28 protein-coding genes are annotated in these 24,270 nt (G+C 56.4%); 18 read left to right on the forward strand and 10 right to left on the reverse strand.

Annotation, left to right across the window (positions count from 1 at the left end; translation table 11 throughout):
- The first annotated feature begins 47 nt into the window (after window positions 1–47).
- On the forward strand, window positions 48–485 hold the full coding sequence (locus tag AADJ11_RS00580) for a response regulator (protein ID WP_341232621.1): 438 nt from the start codon (window positions 48–50) through the stop codon (window positions 483–485).
- 129 nt (window positions 486–614) lie between these two features.
- Here AADJ11_RS00580 and AADJ11_RS00585 read toward each other — a convergent pair whose 3' ends face one another.
- From AADJ11_RS00585 to AADJ11_RS00595, 3 genes are all read right to left on the reverse strand, one after another.
- Window positions 615–1,715 (reverse strand): site-specific DNA-methyltransferase, encoded by a 1,101-nt coding sequence (locus tag AADJ11_RS00585; RefSeq protein ID WP_341232622.1) that lies wholly within the window; start codon window positions 1,713–1,715, stop codon window positions 615–617.
- Between the two features lie 101 nt (window positions 1,716–1,816).
- Entirely contained in the window at window positions 1,817–2,434 is a 618-nt protein-coding gene (locus tag AADJ11_RS00590) for a ribonuclease HII (protein ID WP_341232623.1), read from the reverse strand.
- 179 nt (window positions 2,435–2,613) lie between these two features.
- Window positions 2,614–3,120, reverse strand: a complete 507-nt coding sequence (locus tag AADJ11_RS00595; RefSeq protein ID WP_341232624.1) for a hypothetical protein — start codon at window positions 3,118–3,120, stop codon at window positions 2,614–2,616.
- A 186-nt stretch (window positions 3,121–3,306) separates the two neighbouring features.
- Here AADJ11_RS00595 and AADJ11_RS00600 point away from each other — a divergent pair, with 186 nt between their 5' ends.
- The 5 genes from AADJ11_RS00600 to AADJ11_RS00620 all read left to right on the forward strand — a co-directional run bounded on the left by AADJ11_RS00600 (window position 3,307) and on the right by AADJ11_RS00620 (window position 7,450).
- Window positions 3,307–3,600, forward strand: a complete 294-nt coding sequence (locus AADJ11_RS00600) for a hypothetical protein (protein ID WP_341232625.1) — start codon at window positions 3,307–3,309, stop codon at window positions 3,598–3,600.
- Window positions 3,572–4,276: a hypothetical protein gene (locus tag AADJ11_RS00605; protein ID WP_341232626.1), complete on the forward strand. Its 705-nt coding sequence runs from the start codon at window positions 3,572–3,574 to the stop codon at window positions 4,274–4,276. The genes AADJ11_RS00600 and AADJ11_RS00605 overlap by 29 nt, the downstream gene beginning before the upstream one ends.
- A gap of 126 nt (window positions 4,277–4,402) precedes the next feature.
- The gene (locus AADJ11_RS00610; protein ID WP_341232627.1) at window positions 4,403–5,179 is read left to right on the forward strand and encodes an HpcH/HpaI aldolase/citrate lyase family protein; all 777 of its coding nucleotides are present in this window, start codon (window positions 4,403–4,405) and stop codon (window positions 5,177–5,179) included.
- Window positions 5,176–6,351 carry an MFS transporter gene (locus AADJ11_RS00615; protein WP_341232628.1) on the forward strand — a complete coding sequence of 392 codons (1,176 nt, stop codon included), beginning with the start codon at window positions 5,176–5,178 and terminating at the stop codon, window positions 6,349–6,351. The genes AADJ11_RS00610 and AADJ11_RS00615 overlap by 4 nt, the downstream gene beginning before the upstream one ends.
- A gap of 76 nt (window positions 6,352–6,427) precedes the next feature.
- Complete coding sequence (locus tag AADJ11_RS00620) at window positions 6,428–7,450, forward strand: aspartate-semialdehyde dehydrogenase (RefSeq protein ID WP_341232629.1); 1,023 nt, start codon at window positions 6,428–6,430, stop codon at window positions 7,448–7,450.
- Window positions 7,451–7,522: 72 nt separating this feature from the next.
- Here AADJ11_RS00620 and AADJ11_RS00625 read toward each other — a convergent pair whose 3' ends face one another.
- A complete protein-coding gene (locus AADJ11_RS00625; RefSeq protein ID WP_341232630.1) occupies window positions 7,523–8,071 on the reverse strand; it encodes a hypothetical protein in 549 nt (182 codons plus the stop codon).
- Between the two features lie 122 nt (window positions 8,072–8,193).
- Window positions 8,194–8,844, reverse strand: coding sequence for a carbonic anhydrase (locus tag AADJ11_RS00630; protein WP_341232631.1), 651 nt, complete (start codon window positions 8,842–8,844; stop codon window positions 8,194–8,196).
- Between the two features lie 147 nt (window positions 8,845–8,991).
- On the opposite strand from AADJ11_RS00630, the gene AADJ11_RS00635 reads away from it, so the two are divergent.
- The 3 genes from AADJ11_RS00635 (at window position 8,992) to AADJ11_RS00645 (ending at window position 11,612) form a co-directional block, all read left to right on the forward strand.
- Window positions 8,992–9,369, forward strand: coding sequence for a hypothetical protein (locus tag AADJ11_RS00635; RefSeq protein WP_341232632.1), 378 nt, complete (start codon window positions 8,992–8,994; stop codon window positions 9,367–9,369).
- A 66-nt stretch (window positions 9,370–9,435) separates the two neighbouring features.
- Window positions 9,436–10,818 (forward strand): leucyl aminopeptidase family protein, encoded by a 1,383-nt coding sequence (locus tag AADJ11_RS00640; protein WP_341232633.1) that lies wholly within the window; start codon window positions 9,436–9,438, stop codon window positions 10,816–10,818.
- Window positions 10,815–11,612 (forward strand): NlpC/P60 family protein, encoded by a 798-nt coding sequence (locus AADJ11_RS00645; RefSeq protein ID WP_341232634.1) that lies wholly within the window; start codon window positions 10,815–10,817, stop codon window positions 11,610–11,612. Before AADJ11_RS00640 ends, AADJ11_RS00645 begins: the two co-directional genes overlap by 4 nt.
- Before the next feature lie 30 nt (window positions 11,613–11,642).
- Here the strand turns inward: AADJ11_RS00645 and AADJ11_RS00650 are convergent, their stop codons facing one another.
- On the reverse strand, window positions 11,643–11,993 hold the full coding sequence (locus AADJ11_RS00650; protein ID WP_341232635.1) for a DUF2794 domain-containing protein: 351 nt from the start codon (window positions 11,991–11,993) through the stop codon (window positions 11,643–11,645).
- A gap of 117 nt (window positions 11,994–12,110) precedes the next feature.
- On the opposite strand from AADJ11_RS00650, the gene paaI reads away from it, so the two are divergent.
- From paaI to AADJ11_RS00690, 8 genes are all read left to right on the forward strand, one after another.
- Entirely contained in the window at window positions 12,111–12,548 is a 438-nt protein-coding gene (gene paaI / locus AADJ11_RS00655) for a hydroxyphenylacetyl-CoA thioesterase PaaI (RefSeq protein ID WP_341232636.1), read from the forward strand.
- Window positions 12,545–13,855, forward strand: a complete 1,311-nt coding sequence (gene paaK / locus AADJ11_RS00660; RefSeq protein ID WP_341232637.1) for a phenylacetate--CoA ligase PaaK — start codon at window positions 12,545–12,547, stop codon at window positions 13,853–13,855. Before paaI ends, paaK begins: the two co-directional genes overlap by 4 nt.
- A gap of 99 nt (window positions 13,856–13,954) precedes the next feature.
- The gene (gene mbfA, locus AADJ11_RS00665) at window positions 13,955–14,929 is read left to right on the forward strand and encodes an iron exporter MbfA (RefSeq protein ID WP_341232638.1); all 975 of its coding nucleotides are present in this window, start codon (window positions 13,955–13,957) and stop codon (window positions 14,927–14,929) included.
- A 48-nt stretch (window positions 14,930–14,977) separates the two neighbouring features.
- Window positions 14,978–15,907 carry an AEC family transporter gene (locus AADJ11_RS00670; RefSeq protein ID WP_341232639.1) on the forward strand — a complete coding sequence of 310 codons (930 nt, stop codon included), beginning with the start codon at window positions 14,978–14,980 and terminating at the stop codon, window positions 15,905–15,907.
- A gap of 102 nt (window positions 15,908–16,009) precedes the next feature.
- On the forward strand, window positions 16,010–16,843 hold the full coding sequence (gene fghA, locus AADJ11_RS00675) for an S-formylglutathione hydrolase (RefSeq protein ID WP_341232640.1): 834 nt from the start codon (window positions 16,010–16,012) through the stop codon (window positions 16,841–16,843).
- 8 nt (window positions 16,844–16,851) lie between these two features.
- Window positions 16,852–17,301, forward strand: a complete 450-nt coding sequence (locus AADJ11_RS00680; protein ID WP_341232641.1) for a YaiI/YqxD family protein — start codon at window positions 16,852–16,854, stop codon at window positions 17,299–17,301.
- A gap of 75 nt (window positions 17,302–17,376) precedes the next feature.
- Entirely contained in the window at window positions 17,377–17,997 is a 621-nt protein-coding gene (locus AADJ11_RS00685; protein WP_341232642.1) for an HAD family phosphatase, read from the forward strand.
- Window positions 17,994–18,914: an ornithine cyclodeaminase gene (locus AADJ11_RS00690; protein ID WP_341232643.1), complete on the forward strand. Its 921-nt coding sequence runs from the start codon at window positions 17,994–17,996 to the stop codon at window positions 18,912–18,914. Before AADJ11_RS00685 ends, AADJ11_RS00690 begins: the two co-directional genes overlap by 4 nt.
- A 27-nt stretch (window positions 18,915–18,941) precedes the next feature.
- Here the strand turns inward: AADJ11_RS00690 and AADJ11_RS00695 are convergent, their stop codons facing one another.
- Complete coding sequence (locus AADJ11_RS00695) at window positions 18,942–20,183, reverse strand: MFS transporter (RefSeq protein WP_341232644.1); 1,242 nt, start codon at window positions 20,181–20,183, stop codon at window positions 18,942–18,944.
- A gap of 126 nt (window positions 20,184–20,309) precedes the next feature.
- Between AADJ11_RS00695 and zapE the strand changes: the two genes are divergently transcribed.
- The gene (gene zapE / locus AADJ11_RS00700) at window positions 20,310–21,368 is read left to right on the forward strand and encodes a cell division protein ZapE (protein ID WP_341232645.1); all 1,059 of its coding nucleotides are present in this window, start codon (window positions 20,310–20,312) and stop codon (window positions 21,366–21,368) included.
- On the opposite strand, the gene AADJ11_RS00705 is transcribed toward zapE, so the two are convergent.
- From AADJ11_RS00705 to accD, 3 genes are all read right to left on the reverse strand, one after another.
- A complete protein-coding gene (locus AADJ11_RS00705; RefSeq protein ID WP_341232646.1) occupies window positions 21,365–21,928 on the reverse strand; it encodes a hypothetical protein in 564 nt (187 codons plus the stop codon). The genes zapE and AADJ11_RS00705 overlap by 4 nt on opposite strands.
- A 94-nt stretch (window positions 21,929–22,022) precedes the next feature.
- Complete coding sequence (locus tag AADJ11_RS00710; RefSeq protein WP_341232647.1) at window positions 22,023–23,297, reverse strand: folylpolyglutamate synthase/dihydrofolate synthase family protein; 1,275 nt, start codon at window positions 23,295–23,297, stop codon at window positions 22,023–22,025.
- Complete coding sequence (accD, locus tag AADJ11_RS00715; RefSeq protein ID WP_341232648.1) at window positions 23,294–24,238, reverse strand: acetyl-CoA carboxylase, carboxyltransferase subunit beta; 945 nt, start codon at window positions 24,236–24,238, stop codon at window positions 23,294–23,296. The genes AADJ11_RS00710 and accD overlap by 4 nt, the downstream gene beginning before the upstream one ends.
- Window positions 24,239–24,270 lie beyond the last annotated feature (32 nt).

Here is a 24,270-nt window from a genome sequence, read left to right on the forward strand (position 1 = left end):
CTGCCTCTGCCATAGCTGATGCCATTCCAGCCATGGTGAGGGGTCTCATGCCACGTCAGCAAAATGCGAATATTGCCGAAGCGAACAATACATCGCCTGCCTGCTTGATCGTCGAAGATAGTACATTTGATCAGGTCAAAATGACCCGCATCATCCATCGAAACATGTCGGACACACAGATTTATGTGGCCACAACGCTGCGCGAGGCCCGGCAAACTTTGGCCAAATATCCGGTGTCTGTGATCCTGCTCGACAATCACCTGCCCGATGGCTTGGGCGCGGATTTTGCCGTCGAATTGGCAGAGCTCAAGATTTTTTCACATATCGCGGTGGTCATGGTCAGCGATTGGCCGACCCCCTTTATGTGGGCCAAGGCGGCAACCGCAGGCGTGTTGCATGTGGTCAACAAGTCAGAGTTCGGCCAGCAATATGTGCTGGATGCCTTTAAACACGCGCGAAAAATGGGAAACCCGCGACTGCACTAAGGTGCCGCACCACGAAAAAGACCCCGCCAAACAGGCGGGGCCAAGGTGAGTGCTCCCTGAGGCGTGCATTCATGTAGAAAGACGCGGGGCACCGGCGGTGTTCATAAAACTTGTGTGAAAAGGCGTGGCCTAGTTGGCCATTTCCGCCCTGATTTGCTGGCGCAAAATATCGATCGGCACACGTTTGCCGTCTTTTTTGTAGCACCAGTATGTCCATCCATTACAGCTGGGTGCCTTCTCATAGGCGGCACCTACTTGGTGAATGGACCCTTTAACCTCGTTGCCGATCAGCGTGCCATCAGCACGCACCTTGGCCGAATAGCGACCATTCAACGAATAAAGCTCTTCTCCCGGGCGCAGCATACCGCGTTCGACCAATTGGCCAAACGGCACGCGCGGCTCAGACCGCTTGGATGTCGTGGTCTGCAACGCTTCTTTGTCGAACTTGCGCACAGATTTGATGCGTTTTTCGGCAACCTTGCGGTACGCTTCTTCACGTTCGATCCCGATGAAATCACGGCCCAGCATTTTGGCGACAGCACCGGTGGTACCCGTGCCAAAAAACGGATCGAGCACCACGTCACCCGGATTGGTCGAACCCACCAAAATACGGTGCAGCAGGCTTTCGGGTTTTTGTGTTGGATGCGCTTTATCGCCCGCGTCGTCTTTTAGACGCTCGTGGCCATTACAGATTGGCAAAACCCAATCGCTGCGCATCTGGATACCTTCGTTCAGCGCTTTCAACGCCTCATAGTTAAACGTGTATTTCGCGTTCTCGTCTTTGCCAGCCCAGATCATCGTTTCATGTGCATTGGTAAAGCGTTTGCCGCGAAAGTTCGGCATCGGGTTGGACTTGCGCCAAACCACGTCGTTCAAAATCCAGTAGCCTTGGTCTTGCAAGGCAGAACCAACGCGAAAAATATTATGGTAGCTGCCAATAACCCAGATCGCACCATTCGGCTTTAGCAACCGACGCGCGGCCTTAAGCCAGGCGCGGGTGAATTCGTCGTATACAGCAAAGCTCGAAAACTGGTCCCAAGCGTCATCGACGGCATCAACCTTCGAGTTATCCGGACGATGCAAATCACCCCGCAATTGCAGGTTATACGGCGGGTCTGCAAAGATCAGATCAACTGACCCTTCGGGCAGCGCATTCATCGCATCAATGCAGTCGCCCGCAATAATTGTATTCAAGGGAAGTGCGTCTGCACCCTTTGTCATCGTCTTCATAATATCTGCCTCTGCCCCGGCACATTGTGTGCTCTTGGTTGAGACTAAGATGCCCCGACAGATGATTCGCGGTCAATTTCTTTTTTGAATCAACTAGTTAGTTATTTTTCTTGATACAACATATTGTGTACGGGCTTGAACAAACGTCTATGGTGTGGGGTTACCCCAAGATTTCGAAGCGCCTCTATGTGTCTTTTTGACCCGTATCCCATGTTGGTTTCCCATCCATAGCCCGGGTGCTGTTGCGCCAATGACAACATGACATAATCTCGACATATTTTAGCCATGATTGATGCCGCCGAAATCGACTGAGACCGCGCATCCCCTTTGATGATCGTCTGCGCTTTGATGGTCAGGTCACGCGGCAACATATTGCCATCGACCAGCGCAAAATCGGCAGGCTCTTTCAACCCATCCAACGCACGCACCATCGCAAGATGGCTGGCCCGCAAAATATTCAGCTCTTCGATTTCCGCGACCGATGCGTGGGCAATGCTCACATCTGCGACTTGCATGATCTCCTCATACAATCGCTCCCGCGCCTTCTTGCTCAGCTTCTTTGAATCGTTCAAGCCATCGGGAATACGGGACGGGTCCAACACGACAGCTGCCGCCGTCACCGGCCCGGCCAATGGCCCGCGACCCACTTCGTCTACCCCTGCAACGCGCATATATCCGCGCGCATAGGCGTCATTCTCAAATTCAAAATCTGGTCCCATCCCGCCCTGAAACCCCAGACGTCACCGATTCACAACCCCTAGGGCTTCTCTGGCTCAACAATATCCTCGCCGAAGGCGCACATCCGCGCCACGCGGTAACATTAAAAAGGGAGAAGTGCCCGAACACCCCTCCCTTCAATCCGGATGAACGCAATGTCCCCCGGCTTTAGCGCGCGGATTTACCCCCGCGCCAAACTGTACCCTGCGCCGCGCAGGCAGCGGGCATCATAACCACTGCGGGTTCCTTGGAACGTCCGGATCGTCTGCGCACAATGCTGCGGCAAACGGTTTGCGTGGCGGAAATTCTTTTGCAGACAACGGCTGCCAAACATCACGACTTGTCCGCGGCGCGTGTCATAGCTGCGAAAACAATTCTGCGGCAAAAGCTTGCTATCTTGGCGGGGGCGATGCTTTTGCGTCCGGTATTTCTGGGGCAACGGTCGCGGCTGAACCCTCTCGCGCGTCACAACATGACCGCGATTTCCGTGGCCTTGGGTCACGTGGCGTTGCTCCAGGCGGTCCTTGTTATTGTCGTGAATAATCTTGCCGACAATCGCCACGCCCAACACACCAGCCGCAATCCGCGCCAGATCGCGGTTTCGATCCCCAGCGGCGGCAGAGGTCGCACTTAAACCGGTAATCGCGATTGAGAGCACGGCGATGGTTGCAATGAATTTCTGATACATGGTCTGATCCTTTCAAAACGGGCACGGGTCCAGACCCATGCAAAGCCAAAACTGTTTTCGGCCTCTGGGATCAAACTGGGCTTTCCCGCATCAGACAGGCAATAACGGCTCAGTGTTATCGGATATCAACGCGGCCAGCCCCAATCGATATTGAATACCCAACTATAAAAGCGCAGAGTTTCAGGCATGAAACACACGCTATATATGTTGGTGACAACCGCCGCGCTCAGTCTCGCCGCTTTGCCGGTACAGGCTGCCGGCTGCTATGCGGATTATAAGGCAAAACAGGAAAACCCGCTGCGCCTCCACTACGGCGTTGCGCAAATCTCGGGGGAATGCAGCATAAACTCTGCCCAAGCCCAACTGTCGCAACGCCTCGCGGCCAAGGGCTGGACATTGCTGAACATCGTCTCGGTTTTTGGTGATGATGGACTTACCCAAAGGAAAGACAGTGCCGGACCAAACTTCCTCCGCTTCTGAGATACGCCGCGCCGGTGGCCGGCTTGTCGGCGGTGGAATTGCCGCCGTTGCCCTGATTTTGCTAATCGGTGCGGGGTTGCTGCTCTGGGCGCTGCCCGATGCCAACGCGTTTAATGCCCAGGTCGAACGCATCTTTGTCGAAAACGACGACCTCACCACCCAGGCCGAAATCAAACTGCTCGAAATCCTCGCGCAATCCGGCACTGCCTTTTCGGAAACGCTGGCCAGCTACCGCATTGTCATCATCGTCTTGCTTGTGTTTGCCACAGCAATGCTGATCGCAGCACTTGTTTTTCTCATCATGCTTATCAGCTTCAACCGCCGCATGGCCCAGATTGAACGCGTCGGTATTCAGGTAAACTCCCTGCTTATCAGCCGCGAGGAAAACACCGTCTATCTCAATAACCTTGGCTTCAAACTGACGGCCGCCGCGATGGAGACCATGTCTGTGCTGGCCGAGGCGCGGATGGACGATGACGTTCTGTCAGGGTCGGAAATCGAAGGCGTCATATCGGGCCGCAACGCATCGGACTGCGACGAAGCGGCAGGTGCCACCCGGATAAAGCGGCTGCGCGACACACTCGGCAATCAGATCGTGTCCGAATTGCTCGTTAAAAACATCGCCCGCCGCGGCTATATGCTTGCGATCGACAAGGACGTGATCAAGGTTCTCTGACCTTTTCATTTTGCCAAATAAACTCCGGGGGAGCCGCCAAAAGGCGGCGGGGGCAGCGCCCCCACTGGACAGTGGTCAAGTCATCCCCCTAGGGTGCGTGTGAATAATTTGCCAAGGAACACGCCCATGCCCGCCCCCCACAATCCGTTCAAGCAAGCGCTCAAAGATGGCAAAACGGTTTTCGGCTGTTGGCTTGGCCTTGCCAATCCTTACAGTGCCGAAGTGATGGGGACGGCCGGCTTTGATTGGCTGGTGATCGACAGCGAACACTCGCCCAACGATCTGCGGACCATCCTCGCCCAGCTTCAGGTGCTCGAAGCGTCCCCCAGCAACCCTGTTGTGCGCGTGCCTATTGGCGAAACATACCTGATCAAGCAAATTCTGGATGCGGGGGCCCAGACAATCCTGGTCCCCATGGTTGATAACGCCGACCAAGCCCGACAGCTCGTGCGCGACACAACCTATCCGCCCCATGGTGACCGTGGTGTGGGCTATGCCCTGTCCCGCGCGTCGCGGTTTTCGCAAATCGCCGATTACGGGCTAACAGCGGACGACCAGATTTGCCTGTTGGTACAGGTCGAAAGCCGCAAAGGCCTTGAGAACCTTGACGATATCCTTGCGGTGGACGGCATTGACGGTGTGTTCGTCGGCCCTGCCGATCTGGCCGCTGATATGGGGCATATGGGCAATCCGGCGCATCCTGACGTGATGGCGGCGATCATGGGGGCCATTGCCAAGATTGACGCCTCTGGCAAAGCCGCTGGTATCCTGTCGATGAAAGATGACATGACAAACGCTGCGATCAAGGCAGGCGCGCGCTTTGTCGCTGTTGGGGCGGATGTCCTGATCCTTAGCCAAACGGCGCAAGCCTTGGCCGCCAAATGGAAAAACACCCTCAAATGACACGCGGCATCGTCGTGCTCGGCATCGGCTATATACTTAGCCAGTTTTTTCGCGCCTTTCTGGCCGTCCTGACCCCTGCGCTTAGATCCGACATCGGTGCCGGGCCAGAGGATCTCGCCTTTGCATCTGGGCTATGGTTCTTTGCTTTTGCGGCAATGCAACTACCCGTTGGTTGGGCGCTTGATACCGTCGGGCCACGCCGGACGGCGGCTGCCCTTTTGCTGGTGGGCGGCGGTGGCGGTGCTGCGGTATTTGCGCTGGCGACGGTGCCCCTGCATATCCATATTGCGATGGCGTTGATCGGCATCGGTTGTGCGCCGGTTCTTATGGCGTCTTACTATATCTTTGCGCGTGAATACCCACCCGCGCGTTTCGTGGTTCTCGCGTCTGTCATGGTCGGCATCGGGACCTTTGGTAATCTTGTCGCCTCATATCCGATGGCCATTGCAGCTGAAACAATCGGCTGGCGCGCGTCGCTTTGGGGGCTGTGCGCGATCACCAGCCTGACCGCGATTGGCATTTGGGCCGTGGTACGCGACCCCGCCACCCCCGAGGGCGAGGCGCGTGGCAGCCTTTTGGCGGTTTTCAAGATCAAAGCCTTGTGGTTCATTTTCCCGATCATGGCCGTCAGCTATGCCCAAGTCGGCGCGCTGCGCGGGCTTTGGATCGGCCCCTATTTCGAAGACGTCTTTGCCGCTGACGCACATCAAATTGGGTTGGCGACATTGCTTATGGGGGCAGCCATGGTTGCGGGCACCTTTGCCTATGGCCCGCTTGACCGGCTGATGGGCAGTACCAAATGGGTCGTGATCGGGGGGACCAGCCTGAACCTTTTGGCGCTCTGTGGTCTGATCTTTTACCCGGCCAGCGGGCTGGTTCTGGCGACATGTCTGATGGCCGCCATTGGCTTTTTCGGCGCGACATATGCTGTGATCATCGCACACGGGCGCAGCTTTCTGCCGCCCCAGTTGATCGGGCGTGGCATGACCCTGTTGAACCTGTGCAGCATTGGCGGCGTCGGTGTCGCGCAATTCCTGTCAGGGCGTGCCTTTGGTGCCAGCCAGCCAGCGGTCACGGCCCAAGCACCCTATGTCGTGATTTTCACCTTATTCGCGGGGATGATGGCCGCAGGATTGTTTGTCTATCTGTTTTCACGCGATACGGCCCATTAACGCGCACCCCCTTTCCCCGCAGCCCCAAGCGGTATAAGAGGCGCGCACCATCACATTTTAGTATTGGAGTTTTAAGATGGGTTATCGCGTCGTCATCGCGGGTGCCACTGGTAATGTGGGCCGTGAAATGCTGAACATTCTGGCCGAGCGCCACTTCCCTGTGGATGAGATCGTGGCACTTGCCTCGCGCAAATCTATGGGATCCGAAGTCAGCTTTGGCGATAAGACACTCAAGACGAAAGACTTGGATACGTTCGACTTTACGGGCTGGGATATGGCGTTGTTCGCCGTCGGCTCCGAAGCGACCAAGAAATACGCCCCCAAGGCCGCCAAGGCCGGATGCGTGGTTATCGATAACTCGTCGCTGTATCGCTACGACCCCGATATCCCGTTGATCGTGCCTGAGGTAAACCCACAGGCAATCCACGATTATTCCAAGAAAAACATCATCGCGAACCCGAACTGCTCGACCGCGCAGATGGTTGTGGCGCTTAAGCCGCTGCATGACCGCGCCACGATCAAACGCGTTGTCGTGTCGACCTATCAGTCGGTGTCAGGCGCGGGCAAAGACGGCATGGACGAGCTGTGGGATCAGACCAAATCGATCTACAACCCGACCGATGACAAGCCTGCGCGCAAGTTCACCAAGCAGATTGCATTCAACGTGATCCCGCATATCGACGTCTTTATGGACAGCGGCGACACGAAAGAAGAATGGAAGATGATGGTCGAGACCAAGAAAATCGTCGATCCGAAAATCAAGGTCACCGCCACATGCGTGCGCGTTCCTGTCTTTGTCGGCCACGCCGAATCGATCAACATCGAATTCGAAGACCATCTGGACGAAAACGAGGCCCGCGACATCTTGCGCGAATCCCCCGGCGTCATGGTGATCGACAAGCGTGAAGACGGTGGATACGTCACACCCGTTGAATGCGCTGGCGATTTCGCCACCTTCATCAGCCGCATCCGCCAAGACAGCACAATCGATAACGGCATCAACCTGTGGTGCGTTAGCGACAACCTGCGCAAGGGCGCTGCCCTGAACGCCGTGCAGATCGCTGAACTGCTGGGCCGCGAAGTGCTGAAAAAAGGCTAAACGCTTTGACTAACTAACGACCAAGGGCTCGCGTGATTCGCGGGCCCTTTTTGATATCAAAGGTGTCTAGACCTAAGCCGCCTGCAGTGTGGCGTCGTCCGCCGTGAAATCAAACCACAGCTGGCCCTTGCGGTATTCACCTTTAATCAGGTGACCCGGTTCGCGCACTTCTGGGAAATCCTTGGCCCAATCCCGAAACCGGTCATTCGTGATGATATAGGCCCCCAGATCTCGGGCGGCCGAAAGAATATAGGGGTCCGCAGGGTTGCCCTTGGGTACGACCATGACGTCTTCAACCGGCAGTCTCAGCAGTTCGCTTATCGTTCTGTCGTCGCAGTATTTACCCGAAAACAAATAGCCCGCGTTTGCGTCAAACATCACACCGGGTTTGAAACCCAGACCTGTCAAATGACCGACAACCTCTTTCACGCATTCGATACGCGGCGTGCCGTCTTGCCAATACATCACGTTGGACCCGTCAATCACGATTGATCTAGCCCGCGATGCTGCCCGCCGCGCGATCCATTTGCGCGTTTCGCTGCACAATATGACGACACTGGCCACCGCACAGGGCGCGGCAACCAGAATGGCATCCGACCAAACCGGGACGGACATCGACATCCAGATGCCACCCAAAGAGAAGAAAAGCAGAATTACAGATACAATCATAACGCGAGGAAATCACCCCGCGTGTATTTTGACAAGTGTAAAAAAATGTACCGTCAGTTTCTTGCCGACTGCCCTTATACGGGAAGGAAAATTTCCTTGTCAGCGCTATAACACTCCAGCCCACCTTCGCCGATATCTGTCCACAAACCATGCAAAGTCAGCTTACCGTCTTTGACCTTCTCCGCGATCCACGGAAAGGTCATCAGATTCTCAAGCGACGTCATAACGGCGTGTTTCTCAAGCTGGCGAACCTGTTCTTCGCGATCCTCAATGTCAGCGACGATCTCGTATTTCGGGCGCAGAATATCCATCCACCGGCCGACGAAACTGCTTTTCTCGTCCAGTTGCGGGGCTTTGCCCTGACACATATCGATGCAGCCCTGCACACCACCGCAGTTGGAATGCCCAAGCACAATCAAATGCGCGACCTTGAGCGACTGCACCGCATATTCAACGGCTGCAGACGTACCATGCTGCTGACCATCGGGGCTGAACGCTGGTACCAGATTCGCGATATTACGGTGGATAAAGAATTCGCCCTGATCCGCACCGAAAATGGACGTCACGTGAACGCGGCTGTCACAGCAGGAAATCACCATCGCACGCGGGTGTTGTCCGTCGCTGGCAAGACGCCGGTACCAAGCCTGATTTTCAGAATAAGTCGTTGCTTTCCAACCATGATATCGTTGCACAAGGTAAGATGGCAGTGGTTTCGCGTTATCCATAATACAGCTCAATCCTTTTTCGTTCCGCCGTAACTACACTGAATTTGCCTCGTATTCGAGCAAAAAGGTGCTTCGACCTCAACCATTTGAACACGACTTATCACATACAAAATGCCCGTCGTGGGGACATATTTACGGGGTGATGAAATGCAAGTTCTGCAAATGCGGCCAACCGAACGGGTCTGCGTCGATCAAGAACGGTTAGGTTCGCTTTACCAGCAATTGGGCGAATCGGATGCGGAGGACGTGGTTTGCCGCGCTATGGAAGAATTGGCGCTGCGTATCTCGCATTGTGACCGGCTGTATCGCACATCCGATTGGTTGGAGCTGCGCAAAAACAGCCGATCCTTGATCGCGATTGCAGAACAAGTGGGTTTGCAAAAACTCGCAGCCGTTGCCACTGATGTCATGCAATCGGTCGACCAGAATGACGAAGTGGCGATTGCCGCGACGCTAACCCGACTTGTCCGCGTGGGTGAACGTTCGCTGACTGCCATTTGGGATACGCAGGACATGTCAATCTGACGGCTTGCGGATGGCGCGGATACGACTAGGCTGCTGCGCAAGCCGCATGTCTCAGAAAGTACCCCAATGCCCGCAAGATTCGCCGACCCGAAATCTCATGCCATTCCACTGCACCTGATGCCCGAGGACCAGCTTGATACCTGGCTAGACGGCCAAGCTGAACCGGTGTCCAATTGGGTCGCGACAAACGGTTTCACCGCTGCGGTGGGCCAAGCATTGGTTATCCCCGCGGCGGATGGTTCCCCACAGATGGCCATTGCCGGATACGGCACTGAAACATCGCGCAAGCGGGGGCGCTTTCACCTTGCCGCTGCAGCCGCGAAACTGCCAAAAGCGGTGTACCGGCTGGAAGCTGATTTACCCCCCGAAACACTCGCAAACGAAACCTTGGGCTGGCTGCTGTCCTCCTATCGTTTTGACCGCTATACTAAATCTGCGCCCATGCAGGGCGAACTGATCGCGCCAGATGGCGTAAATGCTGACCTGTTGATTGCGATCGCTGACGGCGAAATGCTGACCCGCGATCTGATCAACACCCCCGCATCCGACATGGGCCCACCTGATCTGGAGAACGCTGCGCGTGATCTGGCAAAGACACATGGTGCCGATATCAGCGTCATCACCGGCGACGATTTGTTGACGCAAAACCTGCCCATGATCCACGCTGTTGGCCGTGCCGCCGACCGCGCGCCGCGTCTGATTGACATGCGTTGGGGGAAATCCGGTAAAAAAATCACCTTGGTTGGCAAGGGTGTTTGCTTTGACACTGGTGGCTTGAGCTTAAAACCGGCTGCCTCTATGGGGTTGATGAAGAAAGATATGGGCGGTGCCGCCGCCGTGCTGGGGCTGGCCCATATGATCATGACCACCGGCATGAACATCCAGCTGCGCGTGTTGATCCCTGCCGTCGAAAATTCGGTATCCTCCAATTCATTCCGTCCTCAGGATATCCTGACATCACGCAAAGGGCTGACGGTCGAGATTAACAATACAGATGCCGAAGGCCGCGTGGTTCTGGCGGATGCCCTTGCCCTCGCGGACGAGGATAAGCCCGATCAAATCATTTCGATGGCGACCCTGACGGGAGCTGCGCGTGTTGCTGTTGGCCCCGATCTTGCGCCCTATTTCAGCGACAGCGAAACCTTTGTTTCAGCCGTGGAAAACGCCGCAGAAACCCATGCGGACCCAGTTTGGCGGATGCCTTTTCACACCCCCTATGAGGCAATGATTGAACCGGGTGTCGCGGACCTAGACAATGCGCCAACGGGTGGTTTTGCTGGCTGTATCACTGCGGCCCTATTCCTGCGCCGCTTTGTGACCGACAGCCCCTATGCGCATTTTGACATCTATGGCTGGCAACCCACCGCAGCCCCGGCCCGCCCCAAAGGCGGGGTAGGCCAAGCCAACCGCGCATTATTCTCAGCCATTGAAACGCTTTTCGAAAAATGACCGACTTTCGCTTAACGCCTGATCCTGCCCTTGTCCGTCAAAACGAACCCGGCCAGATCATCGTACCGGTGACAGATCTATGCCGCAGGCCCGCCGGGCCGCGGGACCGGCAGGCGATTTTCGGGGATCACCTCACCATTTTGGCCAAGGTGGACGGGTGGTGTTATGTGCAACTTAGCAAAGACGGCTACTGCGGCTTCGTTGCCGAAACCGCCATCGGGGCGCAGACGCGGCCCACCCATACCGTAAGCGCCCCTGCCACCCATGCGTATCTTAAGCCTGATTTCAAATCGCCTGATCAAACATCCCTGACCTTTGGCAGCCAGATTACTGTTCTGGGGCAGGACAATGACTTTGCGCACACGACGTTGGGGTACATCCCGATGCAGCATCTCAGCCCAATCGGTACCGTTGCATCAGACCTAGGCGATATTGCCGAACTGTTTCTGGGCACGCCATATCTGTGGGGTGGCAACAGCCGCTGGGGGATTGATTGTTCTGGCCTCGTTCAGTCCGCTTGCCTTGCTTGCGGCATCCCCTGCCCCGGTGATAGCGACCAACAATTACAGATGCTCGGCGCACACCTTCCCGCTGATTCCGACTTCAAACGGGGTGATTTTCTCTTTTGGAAGGGACATATCGCGCTCGTGCTAAAGCCTAATCTGCTGATTCACGCGAACGCGCATAAGATGGCCGTAACGCTGGAACCAATCTCAGAAGCGGTTGACCGTATCGCCAAAACCGACGGTGCGATGACGGGCCACAAGCGCATCATGTCTTCCAAATGGTCTTAAATCCATAGTCGGTCTCGACCCGACGCAGCGCTAGCTGTCGATGGCGCGGATCAGCTTGCGCTCTAACACGCGCAAAACGGCGCTCAGGTCCTGACCGCGGCGCAGCACCTGCCCGTTCGGGCCCAGCACCGAATACATCCCCTGCTTCAGCCGCATCTTGGGCCGTTTTTCGATACGGTACAGCGGCATTTCAGCGGTCCTGCGAAATACCGAAAATATCGCGACATCCTGCAAGCAGGAAATGCCATAGTCACGCCATTCACCCGCCGCAACCATACGGCCATATAGGGATAATATCGGGGATAATTCGGTCCGGTGAAACGCGACCTGCTCGGGCGTGCGGTCGTTTTTGGTGTTTGAGTGGTGTAAGTGCAACGTCATACTTTGACAGTTGCGTCGATCACGGCTCAAATCAAGCTTTATGTCAGATGAATTATCTTGAAAGCGTTACAATATTAATGCAACGAATACTTTTGTGAAACACAAAGGCGACACACCATGACCCCGCAAACCCGTGCCGAAAAATCTGCTGCTGCCATGTGGGCAACCGATAAGGCCAGCCAAAACCTTGGTATGCGGATCGATCATATCGCGCCCGGCACGGCACATCTTTCGATGACGGTGGCGGATAACATGTTGAACGGTCATGGTATTTGTCATGGCGGCTATATCTTTACCCTTGCCGACAGTGCCTTTGCATTTGCCTGTAACAGCTACAACCAGCTAGTCGTCGCGCAGCAAAACCAGATCACATATCTTGCCCCGGGCAAATCGGGCGAACGTCTGATGGCAAAGGCAATCGAACAATCAAAGACCGGGCGATCCGGTGTCTATGACGTGACCGTCACGGGGGAGGATGGCCGCGTAATCGCGCTATTCCGTGGGTTGTCGCGCAGCATAAAAGGCCAGCATTTCGAGGAGGAAATGACCCCATGAAAGACCTCACCCCCGCCCGTGAAAGCCTTGATCCCATCGAGATCGCCAGCCGGGATGAGATCAGCGCCTTGCAGTTGGAGCGTCTGAAATGGTCCTTGCGGCATGCCTATGACAACGTAGCATTCTACCGCAAAAGCTTTGATGATGCGGGGGTGCATCCCGACGATTTGCACGACCTCAGCGATCTGGCCAAATTCCCCTTCACGGTCAAAACCGACCTGCGCGACAATTACCCCTTTGGCATGTTTGCCGTCCCGCGCGAACAGCTTGCCCGCATCCACGCGTCCTCTGGCACCACGGGTCAGCCGACGGTGGTTGGGTACACGAAAACCGACCTTGAAAACTGGGGCAGCGTGGTTGCACGATCCTTGCGCGCCGCCGGTTTGAAACCCGGCGACATGCTGCATAATGCGTACGGATATGGGCTTTTCACCGGCGGCTTGGGCATTCATCTGGGTGCGGATAAACTTGGCATCAGCACGGTGCCAATCTCGGGCGGAATGACCCCGCGCCAAGTCCGCCTGATCGAGGATTTCAAACCCAATGGCATCACGGTCACGCCGTCCTATGCCCTGTCGATTTTAGACGAATACGCCCGCCAGGGCATCGATCCGCGTCAATCCTCGCTGGACGTAGGGATATTCGGGGCCGAACCGTGGACCAACGCCATGCGGGTCGAGATCGAGCAAGCCTTTGATATGCATGCCGTTGATATATATGGGTTATCCGAAATTATGGGCCCCGGCGTTTCCTGCGAATGTGTCGAAGCCAAAGACGGCCTGCACATTTGGGAGGATCATTTTTACCCCGAGGTCATCAACCCTGAAACCGGCCAGCCCGTTGCAGACGGGGAAAAAGGCGAGCTGGTTTTCACGTCCCTCACCAAAGAGGCGTTTCCGATCATCCGCTACCGTACCCGCGATCTGACCCGCCTTTTGGCTGGCACCGCCCGCAGCATGCGCCGGATGGAAAAGGTCACGGGGCGCAGCGACGATATGATCATTCTGCGCGGGGTGAACGTTTTCCCCACTCAGATCGAAGAAGCATTAATGACCATCCCCAACCTTGCCCCGCATTTCCAAATCGAACTGTCCAAACCGGATCGGATGGACCAGATGCGCGTGCTATGTGAATGCGCCAATCTGGATATCAACGACGCCACCCGCAGCGCTGCCGCCGCCGCGCTCGCAGCGCAGATCAAGGAAACGATCGGCATCAGTGTCAAAATTGACGTCAGCGATGTGGGCGGCGTCCCCCGTTCCGAGGGGAAAGCCGTGAGGATTATCGACAAGCGGGAAAAACCTTAACGAACGGCGCTACCCGCAGACTGTTCCACGACGGAAGAGGCTCTTGAAATATACCGTTATCAAGTTTAGAATCATTCTAAACAAATTCATAGGTTCCACATGCTGTTCTCTCTCAATCGGAAACGTTTCAAAGATTTATCCGAACAGGAAATCATCGCCCTTGCGATCTCGTCCGAGGAAGACGACGCGCGGATCTATCGCGGTTACGCCGAAAACCTGCGTGAAGAATTCCCCGACAGCGCTGCAATTTTCGAAGGCATGGCAACCGAGGAAGACGGCCATCGGCAACGCCTGATCGATCTGCACACCAAACGTTTCGGCCCCACGATCCCGCTGATCCGTCGCGAACATGTGTCCGGGTATTATGCGCGCACGCCCGTCTGGCTGATCCAGAACCTTGGCCTCGACCGTATCCGCGCCGAAGCGGCTGCAATGGAAAAATCAGCCGAGAATTTCTATCTCCAGGCCGCGGCCCGCACCACCGACGCCTCCACCCGCAAACTGCTGGGCGATCTGGCCGCCGCCGAAGCAGGCCACCAGCAAACGGCGGATGACTTGGCCGCAGCCCACCTGGACGAGGATACCATCAGCAAGGAAGACAGCGAAGCACACCGCCAGTTTGTCCTGACCTGGGTGCAACCGGGGTTGGCCGGTTTGATGGATGGCTCCGTCTCAACCCTCGCGCCGATCTTTGCCACAGCATTCGCGACGCAAGACACATGGACGACTTTCCTCGTGGGATTTGCCGCATCGTTGGGGGCAGGCATCTCGATGGGCTTCACCGAAGCGGCCTCAGACGATGGTCAGATTTCCGGCCGCGGCTCGCCGCTTAAACGCGGGTTGTCTGCTGGCATCATGACAACGCTTGGCGGGCTAGGCCACGCGCTACCCTATCTGATCACTGATTTCTGGACGGCAACAATCATCGCCTTCGCCGTTGTTTTTGTAGAGCTGTGGGCCATTGCTTGGATCCAGAACCGCTATATGAACACGCCGTTTTTCCGGGCGGCCTTTCAGGTGGTTCTGGGTGGTGCATTGGTGTTCGCAGTCGGCGTCATCATCGGATCAGGTTAACCGCAACACATAGTTGCACCCACTCCCGTTGCCCGCTACGAATTTCATATGCTGGCGATCTTCCTCAAAACACTGCCGTTTTTCGCACTGATCGGCCTGGGCTACTGGGCCGGGCGCACCCGTTTCTTCACAGCCGAAGCAACGGCATATCTAACCAAGTTCGTGTTCTACTTCGCCCTCTCGGCAATGCTCTTTCATTTCTCGGCAAACCTGTCCTTGGCCGAGGTCTGGGACAGCCGCCTTGTCGCGGCTTATTTATGGGGCACGGCGTTTGTCTATGGCATCGCAACCATCGTCGGGTTTCTGCGCAATCTCGACGTCGCCAACACCGCGATGGAGGCCCAATGCGCCGTCATCGGCAACACCGGATTTCTGGGCGTGCCCATGCTCACCCTGCTTCTGGGCCCGCAGGCCATTGGCCCCGTCGTACTGGCCCTCGCCGTCGACCTGATCGTCTTTTCCAGCCTAATCGTCATTCTCATTACAGGCAGCCGCGATGGCCAGATGAGCCTGCGCATTCTACGCACCATCGGGATCGGCCTTTTAAAAAACCCGATGATTGTTGCGATATCCTTGGGCTTCATCTGGTCCGGCCTGCGCATCCCGATCCCCGCCCCCATGAACGACTTCCTTGTCATCCTGGGCGCTGCCGCAACCCCGGGCGCACTCTTCGCCATCGGTGCTTCGCTTGCCTCGAAATCAGCGGAAAAGCTGCAAGTGGCCGGATGGCTCAGTTTTTGCAAACTCGTGCTGCACCCCGCCTTTGTTGCCATGGCCGCCCTATGGTTCTTTAACGTCGATCCTTACAAAGCGGGCGTGATCATCGCGGCCGCGGCCCTACCGGTGGCAGGCAATGTCTATATGCTGGCCCAGCATTATAATGTCGCCCCGGCCCGCGTATCCGCCGCGATCTTGGTGTCGACCACCCTCAGCATCGCCACGGTCAGCGCGGTCATCGCTTGGGTGACGACCCTCTAACCTTCACCCTTTTTCAAATACTCATAGCGCAGCACCCGCCCCTTGCCGCAAAGGTCAATGCAAGTTAGCCATAAACCAACAGCGCAACTCAGGAGACGCCCGATGAAATCCATTTCAGAGAATGCCAGCTTCCACGGCACACAAGGCGTCTATTCCCACGCCTCCACCTCCTGCAACTGTGAGATGACCTTTGCGCTCTTCCTGCCAGAAGAAGCCAAGCAAGGGCCGGTGCCCCTGCTTTGGTTCCTTTCCGGGCTGACCTGCACCCATGAAAACGCAATGACCAAGGCCGGTGCACAGGCTTGGGCGGCAGAGCACGGCATCGCCGTTGTTTTCCCCGACACGTCCCCACGGGGCGATGACGTGGCAGATGACGAAGCCTATGATCTGGGCAAGGGTGCCGGGTTCTATGTGAATGCGACCGAAGATCCTTGGCAGCCCAATTTCCAGATGTGGAGCTATATCGCCGATGAATTGCCCGCCTTTCTGGCCGAAAATTTCTCGCTCGATATGGATCGGCAAGCCATTTGCGGACACTCCATGGGCGGGCATGGCGCGCTGACGCTCGCGATGAACTTAGACGGGCGTTTCAAATCCGTGTCGGCCTTTGCGCCCATTGCCAACCCTTCTGACAGCGACTGGGGCCGCAAACAGCTCACCGCGTATCTCGGCTCAGATACGGCAGCGTGGGCCAAACATGACGCAACGCTTTTGATGGTGGAGAAGGGCTTTGACGGGCCGGTTTTGATTGACCAAGGCACGGATGATCAATTCCTTGACCTGCTCAAACCCGAAGCCTTGGCCGCCGCGATTGCCAAGCGCCGTCAAAACGCGATCTTCCGGATGCAACCGGGCTATGATCACAGCTATTTCTTCATCTCCACCTTCATGGAAGACCACATCGCCTTTCATGCTGACGCGCTCTACGCGGATTGAATGCTTTCATGACCGCCATCTACATTGATGCAGACGCCTGCCCGGTAAAAGCCGAGGCCGAACGCGTGGCGACCCGCCACAAAATCCAGATGTTTATCGTCTCGAATGGCGGGTTACGCCCCTCGCAAAACCCCTTGGTGGAAAACGTCATTGTCCCCGATGGCCCTGACGTTGCTGATATCTGGATTGCGGATCGCTGCGGGGCGGGCGATGTGGTCGTTACAGGCGATATCCCCCTTGCCGCGCGCTGCGTCGAAGCGGGGGCACGCGTGTTGAAACATAACGGCGAGGCGCTGACGGCGGCGAATATCGGAAACGTCCTAGCAACCCGCGATTTGATGGCGGATTTGCGCGCCGCTGATCCGTTTCGCCAAGGCGGGGGTAAGGGCTTTACAAAAGCCGACCGCTCCCGTTTTCTGGAAGCCTTGGAACGTGAAATTCGAGCGGCTCAGCGGTAGCGCGGGCCGTTTTCTTTAAAAGAAAACGCACCGGAATTTTTGAAAAATTCCGCCTTCAACCCAAAGGGAAAGCGCATGCAGCCAACCGCAGTCGTGTTTGATATCGGAAATGTATTGATCGAGTGGCAACCAGAACGGTTTTTTGATTCCGTCATTGGCGAAACCCGCCGCAAAGAAATGTTTGCCGCCGTTGACCTGCACGCGATGAATGACCGCGTCGACAGTGGCGAACATTTCACCGAAACGATCTATGCCACCGCCGATGCGACCCCTGCTTGGCGCGATGAAATCCGGCTCTGGCATGACCGTTGGATCGAAATGGCCGCCCCCGTCATTCCCCATTCTCTGCGGCTGATGAAGGCCCTTCAAGCCAAGGATATTCCGGTATTCTCGCTGACCAATTTCGGCATCCAATCCTATGATCTGGCCGCCAATCACTATCCATTTCTACGCGAATTCGACCGCGACTTCATTTCGGGTCACATGGGCATCATCAAACCTGAACCGAACATCTATGCCATGCTGGAAGAACAAAGCGGACTGGCCCCTGAGAACCTGATCTTTACCGACGACCGGCCAGACAACATCACCGCGGCGGCGGCGCGTGGATGGCACACACATCTGTTCACCGATCCCGCAGGATGGGCCGAACGTCTGGTGTCCGAAGGGCTGCTAACCCAAGAAGAGGCCGCATGACACAAATCGACATCATCCCCTTTGCCGAAGGCGAGGCCACCCTAGACTGGATCGGGCTGACCGACGCGTTGGCAGCTGGTCACACCCTGCCCAAGGCAGAAATCGCCGATACTTTTCTGTATCGCGGGGATGATACACTTTTGAACCGTGCCGCCTGGATTGACGGCCTGGGCCTCGCCGTTAAATCCGCCACCATTTTTCCCGGCAACCCGGCAAAGGGTGATCCGATGGTGAATGGCGGCGTATCGCTCTACTCAGACAGCAACGGCATGCTCGAAGCCTTGGTTGATTTCCACCTTGTCACCAAATGGAAAACCGCTGGCGACAGCCTGCTTGCCGCGCGCAGGCTGGCCCGCCCTGACAGCCGCAACATCCTGATCCTGGGCGCTGGCACCCAAGGGCGTGGCCTGCATTCGGCATATTCCGCAGCCTTTCCAGATGCGGAATTTACCGTCTGGAACCGCACAGCTGACAACGCCAAAGCGATGGCCGCCGAGATACCAAACCTAAAGGTTGCCGATGATCTTGAACAGGCAGTACGCCGCGCTGACATCATCACCTCTGCCACGATGGCCACCAGCCCGTTCATCAAAGGGGAATGGCTGCAACCCGGCCAACATGTCGATTTGATCGGCGCATACCGGCCCGACATGCGCGAAGCGGACGATACCACACTGACCCGCACACGCATTTTTGTGGATAGCCTCGACACCACAGTCGATCATATCGGCGAGCTGAAAATCCCCATCGCCGAGGGCGTACTTTCCCGCGAAAGTATTGTCGCTGACTATTACGATCTGGATAACTTCACACGACGTTCCGACGACGAAATCACCCTGTTCAAGAACGGTGGCGGGGCGCATCTGGATTTGATGACCAGTCGCTATATTCTGGATCGTTGGCGCGCCAGTCGTTGATTTGGCGACTGCGCACCTGATGCAGGGCTAGGCCGTCACCAGCCCTTCAAGCCGTTTTTCCCGGATCGGCAAATGCACCAATGCGCTGAACGCGCCCACGGCGACGCCGATCCACCAAACCGTCGTGTACCCGCCATACGCGTCATAAAGCCGCCCGCCCAACCAAACGCCCATAAAGCTGCCCAATTGGTGGCTGAAAAACACGATACCATAGAGCGTCCCCATATAACGCAGGCCGTAAATATGGGCCACCAAACCGCTGGTCAGCGGCACCGTCGCCAGCCAAAGCGACCCCATCCCGATGGAGAACAAGATCACCGTCATTGGCGTTATCGGCATCAAGATAAAGGCGGCTGAAATCACGGTACGCGCGGTATAAATACCTGCCAAAAGGTATTTTTTCGAATACCGTTTGCCCGCCCAACCCGCCAACAACACCCCGACGATATTCGCCAACCCGATCAGCGAAATCGCGATGGCCCCAAGCGCCGACGTCGTCGTGATGCCAATGTTGTGCAAAATGCCGCCCACCATTATCGGGCCGCAAAGCTCCGTCACGAAGGCGGGAAAATGCGCGGTGATGAAAGCCAACTGATATCCGCAAGAAAAGAACCCGACGAAGATCAACGTGAAAGACGGGTCTTTAAGCGCCTTAACCAAAATCTGACCCAAGCTTTCCTCAAGCTCGGCCTTGCTGGCCATCGCCGGCGCACGCATCAGCGGTAGCGTCAGGATCAGCGCCAAAATAGCACCGGCAAACACCATAAACGTGGTTTGCCACGTCAAAAATCCAAGCATCCATTCAGCGACAGGGGCACCGAACACCTGCCCCGCACTGCCCGCAGCAGTTACAATTGCCAATGACATCGACCGGTTTTCAGCCGTGGACGCGCGCCCCACAACCGCGAGGATCACCCCAAAGCCTGTGCCCGCGATGCCGAACCCGACCAGCCATGCATAGGCCTGATGTTCGATCGGGGAGACGGAGTTGGCCGACAGCACCAAGCCAACCGCGTAAACAACCGCGCCAATAACAATCGCCCGGCGATCACCGATCTTTTCCGCCAAAGCGCCAAAAATGGGCTGCCCAAAGCCCCAAGCGAGATTCTGAATCGCAATCGCCAGTGAAAATTCACTGCGAAGCCAGCCGAACTCAGCCGCAATTGGAATTTGGAACACTCCAAAGGACGCCCGCACGGCAAAGCTGACCATGATGATCACGCACCCAACAATCAAAACCGGGGTAAATATCGATGGGTTCTTTGCCACGGGCTTGGTCCTTCTATCGCCAATGGTACCCTACCTTTGCGCGGGCGGGGGTCAATTCAAATTGGATGCAGGCCAGATTACATCCGCGTTCTTTTCAAACGCCTGGACAGCATGTAAGCCTCTGCCATGACAGATTTACGTGCTCTTTATGATCAACGTGTCGCCGATGGCACCCTGACCCCGGACCCCGCCCAAGAAGCGGTGTTGCCCGAGTTTGACCGCATCCGAAATGCCCTCCTGAACCCCGAGAAAAAGGGGCTCTTCAAGCGCGCGCCTGCACCACCAAAGGGCTTGTATCTGTGGGGCGGCGTTGGGCGCGGCAAATCGATGCTGATGGATATGTTTGCCAACAACATGGGCGATATACCTGCCCGGCGCGTCCATTTTCATGCGTTCATGCAGGAAATTCACAGCGCAATGCACGAGGCGCGAAAAACCGGCGTGGATGACGCGATTGCCCCCGTCGCTGCGGATGTGGCCGCATCGGTCAAAGTACTGGCTTTTGACGAGATGCAGATCACCGACATTACCGACGCCATGATCGTTGGGCGGCTGTTTCAGGCGCTGTTTGCGGCAGGTGTTGTTGTCGTGACCACGTCGAACCGCATTCCTGACGATCTGTACAAAGATGGGCTGAACCGCGATCTTTTCCTGCCGTTTATCGAGCTTATTAAGGAACAGATGGTGGTTTGGGAACTGACCAGCCCACGCGATTACCGCCAAGACAGGCTTGCTGGGTCTCAATCCTATTTCACGCCAGTTAACGCTGAAAGCCGTGCGGCGATGGATGCTGTTTGGGATGATCTGACAGGCGGCGACGGCGAAGAGCTAACGCTGCGCGTCAAAGGCCGCGATGTCGTTATCCCCCAGTTTCGCAATGGTATTGCGCGTGCAGGTTTCCATGCCCTATGCGGTCAACCGCTGGGGGCCGCCGATTATCTGGCGCTTGCCGAAGTATGCCGCGTTTTGCTGTTGGACAACATCCCGTCCCTGGGCCGTGCCAACTTTAACGAGGCCAAGCGTTTCGTCACCCTGATCGACGCCCTGTACGAAGCCAAAGTACGTTTGATCTGCTCTGCCGCCGCCAGCCCAGAAATGTTGTATCTCGAAGGTGAAGGCACGTTTGAATTTGAACGGACAGCATCGCGGCTGAGGGAAATGCAGGCCGAAGGCTGGGGAAGCTAAAAGCCCGGTATTTCAAGCATCTGACCGACCTGTGCTTCGGCTAGTCGGCTAAATGTTCCGCCTGCACCCTCGTGCCTTGCGGCAACCAAAACAGACCGAAGCAAGCTTGGCGTGTCCAGTCGTCCGGACAAGGTGGCGAGCGGTGCCGGAACTACGAAATGTCCCTTGGACGCGGCGCTGTTTAGCAGGGAATCGATATACTTATCGGACTTTCCCGTTTTAATGGCCCAAACCAAGTAGGATTCCAGCGCATAGCCTGATCGCGTATCATCAAATGACTGCGCAACCGTGCTGATTAGACCACCCACATCAATTTCTGTTTCAGCGTGTATTTTATGCAAAACGGCCGCGGGCTGTGAAACCGGCGCTGCATGTAGCGATGGAACGGTATCAGACAGCCCCGTTTCAATGACAGCTGCCGGCAGGGGGATTACGGCCAAGTTAACGAATGATCGACCACGATCCAACATCAAGACACCCCCGGCGATGATGACCATCAGACAGAAGGCCGCAGACAAAACCAGCCGGACACCATTTTGCGTATTATGAGAAATCACCATTGCATCGACCCCAAGGACAAAGAACACCGTCTTTGAACCCTAGGCCCTCAAGCGCAATAAACTGTAAACATCGTCAATTTTAGAAATGAAAATTCTAGCCGTTTTCACGCAATATATTGCCAGCTAGGTAAAGCGACCCGCAGATCAAAACCCGTGCAAAAGGGTCATCGGCAAGAATATCAACAAGGGCCTGATGTACCGAAGCAGCCTCCGCCGCGTGCATCCCGACGGCGCGGGCGGCTTGCGCAGTCTCACCGGCGGGCAACGTGGCAGCCTCCCCCGGGATCGACACAGCGACCAGTTTTTCGGCTTGCGTGGCAAGGGGGCGCAAATAGCCTGCGATATCCTTGGTATTCAGCATCCCGCAGATCAGATAGGTCGGACGTTTCGGCATTGATCGCAGCAGATCCGCAATCGCCTCACCAGCCGCAGGGTTGTGGCCGCCGTCCAGCCAAAGCTCTGCTTTTCCAGCGGCTTCGACCAAGGGACCAGTCTTAAGACGTTGCATCCGCGCGGGCCATTGCGCGCGGGTCACAGCCGCCTCGCAGTGGTCATCAGCGATGCCAAGCTGGCGCAAGGCGGCAAGGGCGGCACCGGCATTTTGCACCTGATGCGCACCCAGCAAGTTTGGCCTTGGCAGATCAAGCAGACCTTTTTCGTCCTGATAGACCATACGCCCTGCCTCGGGCCCGACATGCCACTGCTGGCCATAGGCCAATAACGGCGCGTGGTGGCGCGTTGCCTCGGCTTCGATCACATCCATCGCGTCGTCTTGTTGAGGGCCAACAATGCAAGGCACAAGACGTTTGATAATGCCCGCCTTTTCACCTGCAATTTGGCCCAAGGTATCACCAAGGTATTGCTGATGATCGATTGAAACTGGCGTGATCACCGTCAGGGCGGGCTTTTCTACAACGTTGGTGGCATCCAAACGGCCGCCCAGCCCGACCTCAAGCAAGGTGTAATCCGCAGGGGTGCGAGAAAACGCCAGCAGTGCCGCGCAAGTCGTGATCTCGAAATAGGTGATATTGCCGCCGCCATTCGCAGCATAGCATTCGTCAAGCACGTCGGTCAGGTCGGCCTCGGTAATCAGATCGCCCGCGACCCTGATACGTTCGTGAAACCGCGCCAGGTGCGGCGAGGTATAGGCATGCACCCGATGACCTGCGGCTTCGAGCCCGGCGCGGATCATCGCTTGGGTCGATCCCTTGCCATTGGTGCCAGCGATGTGAATCACCGGCGGCAAATTGTTTTGCGGATTGCCCAAGGCATCCAACAGTCGCCACATCCGATCAAGGGTCAAATCGATGATCTTGGGGTGCAGCGCCATCATGCGCGCCAGCACATCATCAGATGTCTGTTGCGTCATTTTTTAGACGTTTCTGCCTTGTCTTCCGACGTCAAAGCATGGGGCACATCGCCACCCTCGGCAGGCGCAGGCAGATCACCACGCACGGCAGGCGGCAAGCCCAGCAACATACGGGTGATATTGATCAGCTCGTCCCGCATCTGAGGGCGCGGCGTCACGCGATCCAACATGCCATGATCCAGCAGATATTCGGCGCGCTGGAACCCTTCGGGCAGCTTTTCACCAATGGTCTGTTCAATCACGCGCGCACCGGCAAAGCCGATCAATGCATTGGGTTCAGCGATCTGAACGTCGCCCAACATCGCATAGCTCGCCGTTACACCGCCCGTGGTCGGATGGGTCAGCACCACGATATAGGGCAAACCCGCCTCTTTCAGCATTTGTACAGCAATAGTGGTGCGCGGCATCTGCATCAGACCAAGAATGCCCTCTTGCATGCGCGCGCCGCCAGCGGCTGAAAACAAGATCAACGGGCGCTTGAGCTTCACCGCTTCTTCGGCAGCAGCGATGATCGCGTTGCCCACGTACATGCCCATGGATCCCGCCATAAAGGAAAAGTCCTGACCGGCGGCAACGATTGGCGTGCGGCCGATTTCACCTGTCACAACCAGCATGGCTTCGGCTTCGCCGGTCTGCTTTTGCGCGGCTTTCAAACGATCCGGGTATTTCTTTTGATCGCGGAAATGCAGCGGGTCGGTGACCGGTGCGGGTACTTTGACTTCGGTGAAAATGCCACCATCGAAAAGCGCCAGAAACCGTGCGCGCGGGGTAATCCCCATGTGGTGCCCGCAATTGGTGCAAACGTTCAGATTGTTCGACACCTCGCGGTGGAACAACATTGTCCCGCATTCATCGCATTTCGTCCAAAGATTATCCGGCGTCTCGCGGCGCGAGAAAATCGAATTGATGCGTGGGCGAACGTAGTTATTGATCCAGTTCATGGCGAACCTCTGCTCCAGTTTCGTCCCTGAGA

Origin of the sequence: uncultured Sulfitobacter sp., assembly GCF_964021855.1 — a bacterium.
Classification (GTDB): domain Bacteria; phylum Pseudomonadota; class Alphaproteobacteria; order Rhodobacterales; family Rhodobacteraceae; genus Sulfitobacter.